Origin of the sequence: Paenibacillus sp. SZ31, from assembly GCF_012912005.1 — a bacterium.
Lineage (GTDB): Bacteria > Bacillota > Bacilli > Paenibacillales > Paenibacillaceae > Paenibacillus.
Genome location: NZ_JABBEA010000016.1, coordinates 93,018 through 107,449, shown reverse-complemented (window position 1 = coordinate 107,449; position 14,432 = coordinate 93,018). Strand labels below are relative to the sequence as shown.

General features: G+C 44.6%; 13 protein-coding genes. 4 read left to right on the top strand and 9 right to left on the bottom strand.

The features are described 5' to 3' along the window. Positions 1-69 precede the first annotated feature (69 nt). The 4 genes from HF638_RS23630 to HF638_RS23615 form a co-directional block, all read right to left on the bottom strand. Positions 70-1,065 (bottom strand): phosphotransferase enzyme family protein, encoded by a 996-nt coding sequence (locus tag HF638_RS23630; RefSeq protein ID WP_169482401.1) that lies wholly within the window; start codon positions 1,063-1,065, stop codon positions 70-72. A 404-nt stretch (positions 1,066-1,469) separates the two neighbouring features. Then, positions 1,470-1,760, bottom strand: coding sequence for a hypothetical protein (locus HF638_RS23625; RefSeq protein ID WP_169482400.1), 291 nt, complete (start codon positions 1,758-1,760; stop codon positions 1,470-1,472). A gap of 18 nt (positions 1,761-1,778) precedes the next feature. Further along, entirely contained in the window at positions 1,779-2,018 is a 240-nt protein-coding gene (locus tag HF638_RS23620) for a hypothetical protein (RefSeq protein ID WP_169482296.1), read from the bottom strand. 4 nt (positions 2,019-2,022) lie between these two features. Next, complete coding sequence (locus HF638_RS23615; RefSeq protein WP_169482398.1) at positions 2,023-3,606, bottom strand: glycosyltransferase family 39 protein; 1,584 nt, start codon at positions 3,604-3,606, stop codon at positions 2,023-2,025. Positions 3,607-3,781: 175 nt separating this feature from the next. Here HF638_RS23615 and HF638_RS23610 point away from each other — a divergent pair, with 175 nt between their 5' ends. After that, positions 3,782-5,233, top strand: a complete 1,452-nt coding sequence (locus HF638_RS23610; RefSeq protein WP_169482397.1) for a CAP domain-containing protein — start codon at positions 3,782-3,784, stop codon at positions 5,231-5,233. A 282-nt stretch (positions 5,234-5,515) separates the two neighbouring features. Here the strand turns inward: HF638_RS23610 and HF638_RS23605 are convergent, their stop codons facing one another. Together HF638_RS23605 and HF638_RS23600 are read right to left on the bottom strand one after the other, a co-directional pair. Further along, the gene (locus HF638_RS23605) at positions 5,516-6,046 is read right to left on the bottom strand and encodes an isochorismatase family protein (RefSeq protein ID WP_169482395.1); all 531 of its coding nucleotides are present in this window, start codon (positions 6,044-6,046) and stop codon (positions 5,516-5,518) included. 41 nt (positions 6,047-6,087) lie between these two features. Further along, positions 6,088-6,474 (bottom strand): iron chaperone, encoded by a 387-nt coding sequence (locus HF638_RS23600; protein ID WP_169482394.1) that lies wholly within the window; start codon positions 6,472-6,474, stop codon positions 6,088-6,090. A 185-nt stretch (positions 6,475-6,659) separates the two neighbouring features. Between HF638_RS23600 and HF638_RS23595 the strand changes: the two genes are divergently transcribed. Beyond that, entirely contained in the window at positions 6,660-6,980 is a 321-nt protein-coding gene (locus HF638_RS23595) for an ArsR/SmtB family transcription factor (RefSeq protein ID WP_017690570.1), read from the top strand. Positions 6,981-7,079: 99 nt separating this feature from the next. Beyond that, on the top strand, positions 7,080-8,162 hold the full coding sequence (locus HF638_RS23590) for a Rossmann-fold NAD(P)-binding domain-containing protein (protein WP_169482392.1): 1,083 nt from the start codon (positions 7,080-7,082) through the stop codon (positions 8,160-8,162). Between the two features lie 145 nt (positions 8,163-8,307). On the opposite strand, the gene HF638_RS28685 is transcribed toward HF638_RS23590, so the two are convergent. Together HF638_RS28685 and HF638_RS23580 are read right to left on the bottom strand one after the other, a co-directional pair. Then, a complete protein-coding gene (locus HF638_RS28685) occupies positions 8,308-10,236 on the bottom strand; it encodes a flagellin (protein WP_169482390.1) in 1,929 nt (642 codons plus the stop codon). A 111-nt stretch (positions 10,237-10,347) separates the two neighbouring features. Next, positions 10,348-11,010 (bottom strand): M48 family metallopeptidase, encoded by a 663-nt coding sequence (locus HF638_RS23580; protein WP_169482389.1) that lies wholly within the window; start codon positions 11,008-11,010, stop codon positions 10,348-10,350. Between the two features lie 153 nt (positions 11,011-11,163). Between HF638_RS23580 and HF638_RS23575 the strand changes: the two genes are divergently transcribed. Beyond that, positions 11,164-11,931: a GNAT family N-acetyltransferase gene (locus tag HF638_RS23575; protein WP_169482387.1), complete on the top strand. Its 768-nt coding sequence runs from the start codon at positions 11,164-11,166 to the stop codon at positions 11,929-11,931. Positions 11,932-12,041: 110 nt separating this feature from the next. On the opposite strand, the gene HF638_RS23570 is transcribed toward HF638_RS23575, so the two are convergent. After that, on the bottom strand, positions 12,042-14,420 hold the full coding sequence (locus tag HF638_RS23570) for a GH36-type glycosyl hydrolase domain-containing protein (protein WP_169482385.1): 2,379 nt from the start codon (positions 14,418-14,420) through the stop codon (positions 12,042-12,044). Positions 14,421-14,432: the final 12 nt, after the last annotated feature.

Sequence of the window (14,432 nt, the reverse complement as noted above, 5' to 3'; positions counted from 1 at the left end):
ATTAACGTGAATTATTCCAAACTTCAGTGCTCATGAATTGCGACTAACCTGGGAGATTCGGAACAAATCTCAGCTGTCGAATACCTTTCCGAATTGCTCTGCTTGTTCCGTCATCTTCCTACTCAATCTTGCTCTTAATCCACTCATCCATTCCGGCTCATGTAACCACTGTTCTGCAGCAGACCGAAGCAAACGAACATATCCATATAGATTGGCAAAACGGCGACATGCGGGGAACATACTCTCCAGATCATAACGCTCTCCTGCCTTCGACCAGTACCCGTTCAGGAACAATTGCCTTTTCTGCTCCCACTGCTCAGGCTGGATTTCCTCACGCAGACTATCCAGACTCTGTTCCACATCCATCGCGTACCAGTGATACATCGAGTCATCAAAATCAATGGCATAACAAGACTTGCTTCCTTCGTCATAGAAAACGTTGTCCAGTTCAAAATCATAGTGGATGAGTCCGAAATTTTGCTGTGTCATCGGCCAAGTCGCAAAATACGTTCGGAGAACCTCCACCTCGTTCAGAGCAGCCGTCTCTGTTGAAAAATCCTTCAGGATTTCCTGCATCCAATTCAATACCTCCGTATAGTCCCAGCGTCGCTTCTCCTCCTGCTCAGGCATGAATTCGCGCGATAGATGATGCAGCTCACCCAATGCCTGACCATAGCTGTACAGGATGGAGTCATTCAAATCAATGCTTCCTAACTGCGATCCAGGTACTCGCTTGAATACGGAAGCATAGTACATTCCCCATGGGGCGTGAGCCTCTATGAGTTCTGTCCCTGAATGGGACGGTACCGCCTCCATGGCTCCATAATGATTCGTATGAAGATAACGCAGGAACTCCAGTTCAGCACTAAGGTTGATTTGATTTTTCTCCTCTACCGGGGCAAAACGAAGCAAATGAACTTCCCCCTGATCTCTGAACGGATACACGGCATTGGAGGATATGCGATAATACTGAAACATGTCCAGTGACTCGGGATCATAGTTCCAATTCTTCAGGATCATCTCGGCAAGGTCATTATGTTGAAATAAATATTTTAACTTTAACATGGGCATTTCTCCTTTTTGATCGTTTTATGTGCATTGCTTGTAGCCACCGAATGCCTATTTTTGCGCGCAAAAAGCCGCAGGCTATGCCTGCGGCTTTTAAAAATTCTGAGTATATGAGAAATTTGCACAAGCAAATAAACCTCGCATACGCCAGAAAAATTGAGCAGTTATATCCCTATATATCGGCAGATCTCAGACCCAACTGGGGAACAAGATGTGTTTCTCCCTTCGTCTGATAGTCCGCCGGAATTATTCAGTTTATGCTTACCTTCATTGTAGTGTTAGAACATACCATCTTAGACCGTCGTTTCATGACGCTCACTCCCTTCAAAAAACAGTTGTTTCCATAATAACCCATACAAGAAATGTAAGCAATTACAAAATGACGATATTTCCATCATCTTTTACTGGACAACCATCACCCGTTCCACGGTCTCGGTGTTGTCCTTATACCACACCATCACGATGTCTTCTTTTTGAAGATCAGACACTGGAATGGACGAATTTGCACTTGGGCTGGAATTGCCCGAACGCGGCGTGCCCATACCTTCAGTAATAGTGACATCATCACTTATACTCAATTTCATTTCCATTCCGGTATCCCTCCATTCCATGCTTGGAGATGAGGTGTCCTCCACCTCAAGTAACGCCAGCGTGATTGTGTTTCCATTCACGGAGAGGACTCTACCTGTCATGTCTGCATCCATTATCCCCTACATCATGTCCGGACTGCCTGTACGGTCATTCATGCCCGTGCCGCCCCTTCCACCTCTAGGCGTTCCTCCGTTCATGCCCAGGCCACCGCCAGTCGGCATGCCGCCACCGTTCATGCCTTGTGCAGAACCGGTGTTGGTAATATTTTGGGCGGTTATCACATCGCAAGCCGTCAGCATAACCAAGCATCCTAGCAGCAGGAGCAGCGTAACCGATGTGAAATATTTATTTTTTCGCATATGATCACCTTTCTCTCAGGGAATATCTCTCCAAGGTATCTTTACGATGGAATATGAGATCATACGTATCTTTGAATCCCATATAGGACAGCACCACCAACAGTGGATATACAGGGTAGATGTATCTGGACTTAATCTCCCACAGAATATAAAATCCGATGAATCCGAGAATGACCAGGATCAATGAGACTTCGTCAACCCGTTTACGACGAATTCCACCGACCAACCGGATGAGAATAAAACAGTACATCAAGAAATTCATCACATATACAATCCAGAGCAAACCTGTCCGATAAGCCGAATCCCCCTGCAACAGTTCTGTTATCGCATTGGTATAACTGTAGGAGCCTGCGATTCCGCCTCCCCTTCCTCTTCCGGCACCCAAGGAACTTTCATTGCCGATTCCGTATCGATCCATCTGGTACGTTCCTTCGGTCCAGGTCCAAATGACCTTTTTGTAATACATCTTCACCAAGTCACTTGCACTTGCTTCGGACAGCTTGCTGCCAATCTCTTGTTTAAACAATGCTACGCTTTCGGCCTTATTGTAGTTGGCCTGCCTCTGATAGATCTGATAACTCTCCATATTGTCCCAGAAACCAAAACGCTCCAGATTAATGCCCATATTCAGCCACATGTAGACCGGTGCCGCATTCTCTCCAACAGGTGCGCTCACGGCACCGGAGGATTGAAGAACCGCATTCTGAGTCCAGGTTGGTACATTAAACAACATACCCAGCACACCGATGGAAATGATGACTTTCTTCATTCCGATGCTCCGCATATTCAGCAGGATATATATGATGGCAGCGATCAGCACGATCACGCCGATGCTTCGGAAGTAGTTGCCCATCGCGAGAAAAACGGCGGCAATGACGATTGTTTTCCAAGACTTTTCACGTACAAACCGAATTAAGAAGTATAGGCATGATATCAGAAATGCAGTGGCAATCACATCGTTATAGATCAGGTTGTTCAGGAACAGGGAAGGCAGGTACGTCGCTGCAAAGATCAACACACCGTAATCACGTTCCGTGGATCTGTCGTTCACTTGTTTATACATAAGATAAATCATGAACGTCGTTAATGTTGAAAACAAAATATTAAACAGTTTGATGACCAGATAGTTATCTGGGAACAGGTACAGCAATGTCTTCAGGTACAGCACGATAGAGTAATTGAACGGGAACATGTGCAGATAACCACCCGTTTCAAACGACGAGTAGTCCTTATCGTACAGCATGTTCATGGCGAGTGAGAGCACGGTCTGTGAATCATCGGTGGGTACTCTCGGAAATACGAAAATGATGATGATCTGAATGGCCAGAGAACATAGCAGCACAATCGGAATAACAACCTTTGGGCTGTATTTGTTCAGTTTCAGACACAGAGCATATAACCCGACACCTGAACCAAGAAGCAAAAAAGTGACCGGGAGAAAAATACTCCACTGCTGCATGCCCAGAATGGGATTGTCTCCATACAAGGCGTAGTTGTACTGTGCCCGCACCAACAGGGACGAAGCAATAAACACCGCAACAAATACGAGCAAAATGAGATAAAACGACTTATGCAGCATCTTAGACATGCCAAAACTCCTTTTCGAATACAGGATTCCGTGAGTATTATAATGGCTCTGGCTGAAAAATCGCTGAATTCGAACAAACAATTTCATTCATAAAACTAACGAATTATCCCTCTAATGTCGATAATATACATCGGATACATAATATTATCATTTCATACTAAAAGGAGATTAGAACATGTTTATTCAGAAAAGGTACATCCGCTCGTTACTCTCTCTTCCTCTGGCAGGCCTGTTGTTCATGCTGCTCGGCACCCAGCAGATCGCTGCAGCCCCTGTCGATAGTCTGCTGCCTGAGCGAAGTGAGCAAGAAATCAGTCAGAAATGGACGCAATGGATGAGTGGCAAGGACCAACCTGCCACATTCACTCAGAATCCATCGACCAAGGCACCTTACGTCGCTGGTGTAGTAAGTGATTCCACATTAGAGCAGGCTCTAGGTGCAGCCAACTTCTATCGTTATCTCTCCGGTCTGGATGGAGATCTCGTTCTGGATGCTGCTCTCAATCGTCAAGCCCAACATGGAGCGGTCGTTGTGTCTACCGGAGAATTGACTCACTTCCCAGCTCGTCCGGCAGATATGGCGAAAGACTTTTTTGATCTGGGAGCCAAGTCGACTTCCAGCTCCAACCTGTACGCTTCTTATGGTTCTCAAGGAAACCTTGCAGTCAAAAGCGTTGAAGCTTATATGGATGATTCGGATGCCAGCAACATTGCTGCACTCGGCCATCGCCGCTGGATTTTGAGTCCGCAACTGAAGAAGGTCGGTTTCGGGATTGCATCCCGGGACAACAAAAACTATGCGAGCCACTTCAGCACCATGCAAGTGATGGATACGAGTCGTTCTGGAAAACTCAATTACAATTACAACTTGTATCCTAACAAAGGGGCATTCCCGATTGAGGCATTCAATGTGTCACAAGCCTGGTCTGCACAGCTGAATCCGGACGTCTTTGCGAAGCCTTCCAATTCTGAGGTACAGGTGGAGATTGTGCGTTCATCGGATCAGAAAACTTGGGTACTGGGAGCGAAAACCCCGGTTAGCAGTGATCCTGCAAAGGCATTTTTCAATGTAAATACCGATGGTTATGGATATAACTACGCTGTCATTTTCCGCCCGGATAACTTGAAGTCCCTGAAGGCAGGCGACACGTTCAACGTTCGCATTACCGGTTTGAAAAAGAAAGACGGGTCCAAAGCAGAAATTTCATATCAGACACGTTTCTTCTCGGTTAGCAACCCTTCACAAGACCCTGGAACCGATCCACAGAATCCTGGGACAGAACCACAAGACCCGGGAACAGAGCCGCAAGAACCGGATACAGGCAATGAAGATTACCTGGATAATCATCTGATGCAGTTTGAATATACAGCAGATCGTACGCTGAAAGTACGGGGAACACTCGCCGCTTATGCAGGCAAAACATTCTCTTTCCAGATCCACGGTCCTTCACCTGACGAAAAACATATTCGCACTGAAACGGTGAAGCTGGATGCTAACGGTCGGTTCAGTCTGACGGTTCCCAATCTGGGCGTGTCCGACCTGACCATCTACTTGCAAGTGGATCCAAGCTTTATGTACTTCATCCCTACAGCAAGTAATTCAAACGTTACGTATTCCTTTGAATAGAAGCGAAGCAAGAGCATAGGAATAAACTAAAGTGAAATGAAGTACGACCAGAGTAAAACCTAGAATCTAAAAACAAAAACAGTCGGAATGCATAGGCATCCGACTGTTTTTTTGTTTATGATAGGAGCGTTTACGATATGAGCTTTTGTTTATTACATAGATCGAACTAAAGATTATTTACACTTGCCACTTCGATGACAGAACAACCTACTGATCGCTACGTTCACGTGTAAACGTCTAGTTCAATTTATAAGCTGTAGTGCAGATTAAATTCAAAAATATCTAAGTATACTGTTCCTTGAATTCATTCATGTATAGAACCTCAATACAACCTGACCAATTCAGAATCGAACCAATAAAATCCTGTATGTCTAGTCCCTTCATTTCATACGTTTCTGCTGTATTTACTGTACCCGCCGCATCTTCAATCAGGGTTACTTTAAACCCCTCATGTTCAGCATTAATCGCTGTAAACAGACAACAATACTCCAGGTTAAATCCAACAATGAATACATGTTCAATCTGATGATCCAGCAGCCACTTTTTCAGCTCCGTATTACTAAACGCACTCGGTTTACTTTTCTCCAGAATAGGATGTTCCCCAGTATCGAGAACAATCTCCAAATTGGCACTTTTCTCATAATAGAGAGAGGATTCTTCGTTGACCCGGTCCAGATGTTTGGTAAACACAATAGGCCAGTTCATCTTTTCAAAAATAGTGATGACAGACTGAATCTTCGCAATTGGAACAGTTACATCCCTTAGACTTGTGAGCCCATATTGCACATCAAGTACAATTAACCCTTTATTCACCCGGTATCTCCTTCCATAGTAGGCTTGTCAGCCGCCAACACTCAATTTTTGCGTTTCTTTTCCAGTGCGATCTCCACATTTTCTTTCACCCGATACTCCACAATCCGGCGGATGAGATCCTCGGGCAATGGCTGATCCAGCGGAAACTGGACGGACCCCTTTCCCCCTTTATACTTGGAGAGTTCCTCTTGGAAAGCTTGAATTCCCCTGGGAGCAGGGTAAAACCCAATATGATGCTGGTATGCGGCAAAATGAACCAGATTCCCATGCTGTGCATATGTGGGCATCTTGTAACTGATCTTCTCTTCGGCGTTCGGAGCCGCTTCACGAATAATCTGTCTTATTGCCTGTAATCTCACCTGTACATCAGGTGCAAACTCCGAGATATATTCATCTACCAGCACAGAATAATGGTTACTCTCAGCCATCTTGGACTCCTTCCACCACGGATACTATCAATGGATTCGTGGTACGTGCATATTTGCTTATATTGTACTTCAAATGGACAAGCGGAACAGCTATTTTCCTGCAACTTGCAATGTTAAATTTGATTTTTAAGTGAACTAAGCCTTATAATACGTTTAAACAATTAAACATTATAACGGAGTGAGCCATGAACGAGTCGATGGGTAACCAAAAAGTTATTGATATTTTCGAGAATCTAAGCCCTTATCTTCAAGGTTTGGGAGACCCCGTTCGCCAGCGAATCATATCGTTGCTCATTGATCAAGAGAGCATGAACGTATCACAGATTGCAGAGCATGTTCCCATGTCACGCCCTACGGTCTCTCATCATTTGAAAATATTACGTCAATCCGGACTGTTATCGGTTCAGAAAAAAGGTACGGAGATGTATTACAAGCTGGAGTTCAACGACGCGATCGAATTGCTCAAACAGCTCGTTCATCTCGTAGAAGTGGAATGTCAAAGCTAGCGCATACTGCGCTGGTGAACTGCATTCCTTTTCTTCGCTCTATTATGTTTAAGAGTTTAAACATATAAGTACATAAACATATCAACGGAGGTTTAACGAATGATTAGAAAAAGAGTTCTCATCGCTGGAGGCTATGGTGCTGTAGGTGCACAGCTTGCCCGCATTTTGCATGACAGGCATCCTGATCTGGAATTGGTATTGGGAGGTCGTTCTGCGGGTAAAGCAGCACCTTTTCCATCCAATCGTGTCCAAACGGTTGTTGTTGATACCCATGCAGACGATCCACTGATTCACGCAGGAGAGAATATATCGTTAATCATTAATGCAGTGAACGATCTGGATGATCGGCTACTGGTATCAGCAGTGCGGAGAAAAATTCCACTTATCGATGTAACACGCTGGACTGAGGTGTTCAATCAAGCGATCCGTACAGTAGAGCAGGAAGAACTTCATGCGCCTGTAGTGCTATCCTCTGGATGGATGGCAGGAACGGCGTCACTCTTTGCCATGATACTTTCTAACTCTCTGCAACATGTCGAAGTAAACATTCATGCCCTATGGTCGCTGCGGGATAAGGCCGGCCCTGATTCGGCAGCCTTCATGGACCGGATGAGTATTCCTTTTCAGATAACCGAATCCAATACACATCGACTCGTCTACCCCATGACAGATCCGATTAAAGTTCATTTCCCGAACGGGTACACTACGCCATGTTACAGATTGGATACACCCGATCATGTCACTTTGCCTCACACGAGTCATATCGATTCCGCTAGCTTCCGCATTTCGTTTGATAGTAAAGTATCTACCTATGCACTCGCCGGATTGGTCAAAACGGGTGTATGGAAGATGATCAGTGGTGAACGATTCCAGCCATTCCGGCGGAAATTGCTCTATAATCCGGGAACCGGGAGTGCACATCATCTCGTCATTCAACTAAAAGGACTGGATGCAAAAGGGAACCAGGTTGAACGAACGATGACGGTCTCTGACTCACTCGGTCAGACCCACATGACTGCACTAGGCGCCGCGGTGCAAGCCGAGAAGATACTGATGTTGCCTACGGACGAGCCTATGGTTCCAGGCATCTATTATCCTGAGCATTTATTCGATCAACAAATGGACATGGATGCGGTTACTCATTTTTTCAAGCAATACGGCGTTCAATTATCATATTCTTAATATCCAGACACAACAAAATTCCGCGAAGCCGATCACTGCAACAGTGAGGCTTCGCGGATTTTACGAATGATAATGGAGAAATGTATCTTTTTAAGTACAAGCTTATGTCTGGCATTATAGGGTCACGGCTCGACCATTTGATTTTTCATCTCAACAGTTGCAATATATCTGATGATTTTTGATTGGCTTGAGCTAGCATAGCTTGTGTCGCTTGTAAAAGAACAGTCTCTTTCGTATTTTTCATCATTTCTTTCGCCATATCTGCGTCTCTTATCTTGGATTCTGCAGCGGACAAGTTAGAAGAAGCGTTCATAACATTGTTCAATACATGTCCAAGGGCGTTTTGGTAAGCGCCAAATCTAGCTCTGTGTGAAGACACATGCTCAATAGCTTTATCAATCTGAACGAGTGAGTTGTTGGCTTCGTGCTGTAAAGAAAGGTTAATGCTCTCTACTCCAATAGATTTCGTTCTAACATCTGCAAGCTGAACTTTATAAGTTGCTCCTTGATTAGCACCCACTTGCAAATCTAAAAATGTTTGGTCAGAACTTGAACCATTTTCATTTCCACTGATATCAGTTATCTTCAAATCAGTTATCTGGTAACTACTACCGTTCATTTCTCTTTCAAATTTCAGCATACCATTATCATCGACAGCAATAATTCCCGCACTTTTTTTTTGAAATTCACTGTTCAGATAATCTATAAATTCTGATGAAGAATAACTACCTTCATCTAAAATAAATGTTTTATTTATTGAACGTTCAAGACCAATTTCCCATCGGTTACTATCTGCATTAATAACAATACCATTAGTAAGATCAAGATTTGTCGTTAGAAAACTCTTCGTTTTGGGATTCCAAACATCACCTGGAATCACTGGACGCATAAAAAGAGGATTAAGTGCGTTACCTGAAACCAGTTGAATTGCGTTCGGAGAACCACTTGATTTGTGTGTCAAACTTAGAATGTAGTGTTTGTTACCCGGTCCATCACTTACATTAACACCAAAAGCAGGTGAAAAACTAGCTAAAATATCCGCTCCCACGTTATCAAACTGGTGATTTAACTGGTCAAGAAGTTCATCTCTGCTATACGTTCCTTCTGCAAGAACTATTGTCTTGTCAATACCCAAATCCTTAAAATGAAGAGTATCATTCACACCACTTTTAACCGAATAACCTATAGAAAAGTCGGCTTCCCTACCCAAAACTTCATATCGAATGCTGAGTGTACGCTCTTCCGTAAATATTTCATTAAACGCTGTTCCTTCTACTTCTATCTTGTGATTACCTGAAATTGTGCTGGTCAATAGCGTTCTCATATGTGTATCATCCCAATGACTGTAAGCATTCGAGAGTTCTACTGGAGCCCCGATAGCCCTTAGCTTTGAGTTGATATCATTATATAATGCAGTAGATGATCCACGATACACGCCCGCACTGATATTAATGGAATATGCCGTATCGTCAAATTTTATAGTTAACTGATCATTAATTCCGGATAAGATTTCGACTCCAATAGAATTCTGAATATTGCCACTATTACCAATCAAAGTGGATCTGCCGAGAGTGGATATATTTTCTCCTACATACGTAATGAAACTTACTGAGCCTGGTTTAATTTCTCCATCCTGATTAACAACTTCATTTAATCCATTATTCAACAAATTAATCCCGTTAAAATATGTATTATTTGCAATATCATTAATGCCCTCTTTAATCTGTCGAACTTCTTCCTGTATAATCAAACGATCCGAATCTGTTAAACTACCATTCGCTGCTTGCACAGCAAGTTCTCTTAATCTGATTAATAATGGATCCTGTATATTACCTAGTCCTGATTCAGCAGTTTGAATTAATGATATCCCATCTTGTATATTTCTTTCCGCCTGATTCATGCCACGAATCTGAGCCCTCATCTTCTCAGAAATACTCAATCCTGCTGCGTCATCTGCTGCCTTATTAATTCGTAAACCAGAAGATAATTTACTTGTTGATTCGGAGATTGATTTATTAGTATGTTTTAATCTATTAGTAATATTCAAGCCAAGTATATTATTCTTTACTATCAAATTCTCACCTCTTAATCTACTCTTTAACTAAAATGTATAGGACTTACTATCCATTATACTAGAGAAACATAATATCTGATAATAAATACAATAAAGTTTTGAAAATTATATTCACAACGTCATGGCCCGACCATTGCGCATCAGATAATCTTCTTTCGCTTTGTAATCCGGCATGATACTCCCAATACGCCGCCAGAAAGAGCGATCATGATTCATGTGGTGAATATGGCAAAGTTCATGAATGATGACATAATCGATCACTTCCAGTGGTGCCATCGCCAGCCGATAATTGAACGTCAGCTTTTTGTCCCAGCTGCAACTGCCCCACTTGGTGGGAGAATCTACGATCTCTACTGACTTCGGCTTCACCTTCAACTCTTGCTGATAGCGTCCGATGCGCTCCCCAATCATACGTTTACACTCGGCAAAATAAAACTTCTTCAGATTCGCTCGTAGCTCCTCTTCTGTAAGCCCCTCTACAGGGATTAAGTCATGCAGTGCATGCTCCTTGCCAAAAAGCAAAAACTTCCCCTTGCCCTCATCTTCGTATTCCTTGGCTTGAGGACCGTCAAGCGCCTGCTGCATGAGAGCGGATTTCTTCAAAATAACATCCCCGTGCTGCTCTACAAGTTGTCGGATCATGTCTTCACCGGTACCATTGGGTGCTTTGATCGTTACCATATAAGGCAAATCCATCGTGATGGACACTTTCTTGCGTTTGCCGTATTCGATATGACAATTAATGCTATGATTATTTAATTCTATAGTTAACATAATGCGCTCCGCTCCTGAAGTTAATCATTCAATCAAATCAAATTGTATACCATCTCCGACCATAATGCATACTGTTCGAAGATATATATGTTCGGATTGTATTTTTATACATTATTATGTATTATTATTTAATCGTGAAATCGGAGGTTAGATATGACGCATACTACGGATACAGAATACAAAACCATTGAAGAACTATCGCTTAACCACTGGCAGCCCTTGTCCACCTTACTGTATGACGGCTGGGTACTGCGTTTTGCCAAAGGATATACCAAACGTGCCAACTCCGTTCAACCGATCCACTACTCCACTCTGGATGTGCATGAAAAGATCGAGGAATGTGAGCGCATCTATGCTTCTAATCAGTTAAGTACCATATTCAAGATCACACCGTTTATTCAACCGGATCATCTCGACCAGCTTTTGCAAGACAAAGGGTATGGTGTTGTCGATCTGACTCGTATCCAGACTCGGAGTCTGGATGATATCAAAGAACCTGTGCACCAAGCTGTACAGATTGACGAACAGTTGACCATAGCGTGGCTGGATCACTTTTGCCGACTGAATCAGGTGAATGATCTGCAACGGGAAACGACCGAACTAATGTTGAACAATATCCGCACACAGGTAGGTTTCATCTCGCTGTTGATCGACGGGCAAGTCGTCGCGTGTGGGTTCGGTGTAATCGAGCGTGGCTATATCGGATTGTATGACATCATTACAGACGCAAACTTCTGGAATCGGGGACTTGCTGAACAGATGATCCTGCACCTCCTGCATTGGGCAAAAAAACAGGGCGCTACGTCCAGTTACCTGCAAGTGGTTGCAAATAATGCACCTGCCTTGAAGCTTTACGCCAAGCTGGGTTATTCGGAGATTTATAGCTATTGGTACAGAGTCAAAGAATGGAATGAGTCCTGACCATGCTGAAACCAAAAACTGCCTCCTTCTATAAAGGAAAGGCAGTTTTTAGTTTGTCTTCATTATTGTTAAAACTCTTCACACCGATTATCAGCTACTCCGCACTCTTTCTACAATGGCAGCTTCACCAGCACCTCATATTTCACGCCGGCTTGTATGTTCTTGATGATGTCGCCTGCAATTCGTTGACCGTCAACATGCACTTCAATCGCCTGGACAGATGCATCCTTCTTCATGTTCACATGCAGCTCAGCCCCGCGGAACAAACGCGTAACCGATGCCTCGTTCCAATCTTCTGGCAACTGCGGACGAACTTGAAGCCCTTCTGCGTGACCCTGCAAGCCAAACAATCCGTCGATCAGACAACGATACACCCAAGGCACTGTGCCAGTGTTGAACAGATGACTGGAGCGCCCGGCTGTACGTGGGAATTGATGATAAGCTCCGCGATAATAATTCGGGATAAATACGGGTAGCTGACCCCGCTGGAGAATATCCTCGGCATCGGGGCCAGGAATCATTTTACGCAGCAGACGATACGCCTTCTCCTTCTCTCCCACCAGATACAACGCATAAATATAGAAAGCCGCCGCGTGATTGTACACGGCTCCGTTCTCCGCACTTCCCGGATGTTTCTGCGTGACACGACCTACATCCTCCCGCATGGCGGTGAAGGACGGCGCGAGCTTCTCGACACCATACGGGGTCTCCAATTGCTCCTCTACGGCCCGGATTAACCTCTCCTGTTTCTCCTGATCCGCAGCACCGCTCATAAGTGCCCAGCTCTGAGGATTGATGTAGATGCGTCCTTCCACGTCTTTGCTTACACCAAACACAACGTTATCATCCGTAATTCCGCGCGCATACCAGTTCCCATCCCACAGATACTCATTCGCTACCGCATTGGTCTGATTGGCTTCCAGACGGAATTCCTCTGCAACCTCGGCATGCCCCGCCTGTTCACCAATGTCTGCCCACACATTAAATGCATATGCCGTTGCAATGGTCAGCCAGCCGGATACGCCTTTGCCTTTGTATCCCACCATGTTCATCGGATCACACCAGTCACCCTGATTGATATAGTTCAACCCACGCGCATCCCGCTCATAGATCAACCAACGCATCGCAAGATTCATATGTTCCAGTACGGTAACCTTCTGTTCACTGTCTGTAAAAGCAACCTGTTCCTCCAAAATGCTATAGTCATTTGTTTCATCCAAATAGGTCTTCATACAGACCGGAAGCCAGATACAGTGGTCGGTATGAGGAACCTGGTTAATATATTTCAGTTCTGCGTCCGGGTGCAAAATAATGCCGTCTGGCATCGCACCGCTTATATGCTGTTGAGACAAAGCGGTCAAGAACGCAGCCCGCGCAATCTGCGGCTGAATATAACTCATACCCATGTTGTCCTGCAAATAATTCCGCGTCTGCGGATCGGTTGTCAGACGATTGGTTTTGCCATGATAGTACATCTGGCGAGGTAGCCAGTGATTCACGACATTATCTAGCCAGCTGTCCGGTGTCTCAATCTGGATGTTCCCTTGCCCTTCCGCAATATAACCGGCATACTCCTGCTCGGCTGCGGTGAAACCATCCTGTCCTTCCTCATTCTGCTTCACAAAATAATGCTGACGAATGCCTTCAATCTCTGTCTCATCATGAGCCGGGCCAAAGATGAATCGATACGCCTGCTCCGCTCCCGCTTCCAGTTCGACTCTATATTGCAATACAGCTACAGGTGTCTCGTACCGTGCATCTCCACCTGCGAGTGTCTCCGACTGAAGGGCGGAAGGATTATGAAGTCCGCCTTCGCCTTCAAAGCTCTCATGATTTACTTCCCACGCGGTCGGCTGGTGATCTGCAAGCAGATAGGTCTTGTCACTATAGTTTTTGATTTTGCTATAATCCTGATATTTCTGATACGGCGTAATCGCCGAACAGACAATGCCCTGCAAATCTTCCACATATGAACCGGATTGGTTCATCCATGACATATAGCCGACCGTATAATACGGGTAGATACTCAGCTTGCGTTTTCTCGAAGACAGATTGGTTACCTTCACACGCCACAGCTCCACGACATCTTCCTTCGGCAGACGCAGGGACATCTCGATGCAAATGTCGTCTTGGACGACTTTCCAATGAATATCGTGTTTACCGACAGCGAACGTATAGCTATCCGCCTGCTTGCGGACCGGTTCATACGGGGCGGAGAAGATTTCGCCACTTACTTCATCTTTAATGTAGACAAACCGTCCCGGATGGTGGGCATAGTACGGCTGCTCCGGTTGCATAAACGTCTTCGCTTCCAGGTTGGGCGCATACGAATATTTGGCAGGTTCGGGCTGCATGAATTGGGCCACCGCGTACCCCCGGCAATTCACATGAATCATCATCTTTTCATTCCAAAGGAATCCGGATGCCTTCGGTAAGCTTGTCGGGCTTGTCAGTTCAACATATTGATTATCTTCCGTTGCTTTAATCATCACTGAACCTCA

Coding starts and splice junctions, on each gene's coding strand:
- HF638_RS23630 (WP_169482401.1), bottom strand. CDS start 1,065: ATGTTAAAGTTAAAATATTTATTTCAACATAATGACCTTGCCGAGATG.
- HF638_RS23625 (WP_169482400.1), bottom strand. CDS start 1,760: ATGACAGGTAGAGTCCTCTCCGTGAATGGAAACACAATCACGCTGGCG.
- HF638_RS23620 (WP_169482296.1), bottom strand. CDS start 2,018: ATGCGAAAAAATAAATATTTCACATCGGTTACGCTGCTCCTGCTGCTA.
- HF638_RS23615 (WP_169482398.1), bottom strand. CDS start 3,606: ATGTCTAAGATGCTGCATAAGTCGTTTTATCTCATTTTGCTCGTATTT.
- HF638_RS23610 (WP_169482397.1), top strand. CDS start 3,782: ATGTTTATTCAGAAAAGGTACATCCGCTCGTTACTCTCTCTTCCTCTG.
- HF638_RS23600 (WP_169482394.1), bottom strand. CDS start 6,474: ATGGCTGAGAGTAACCATTATTCTGTGCTGGTAGATGAATATATCTCG.
- HF638_RS23595 (WP_017690570.1), top strand. CDS start 6,660: ATGAACGAGTCGATGGGTAACCAAAAAGTTATTGATATTTTCGAGAAT.
- HF638_RS23590 (WP_169482392.1), top strand. CDS start 7,080: ATGATTAGAAAAAGAGTTCTCATCGCTGGAGGCTATGGTGCTGTAGGT.
- HF638_RS23580 (WP_169482389.1), bottom strand. CDS start 11,010: ATGTTAACTATAGAATTAAATAATCATAGCATTAATTGTCATATCGAA.
- HF638_RS23575 (WP_169482387.1), top strand. CDS start 11,164: ATGACGCATACTACGGATACAGAATACAAAACCATTGAAGAACTATCG.
- HF638_RS23570 (WP_169482385.1), bottom strand. CDS start 14,420: ATGATTAAAGCAACGGAAGATAATCAATATGTTGAACTGACAAGCCCG.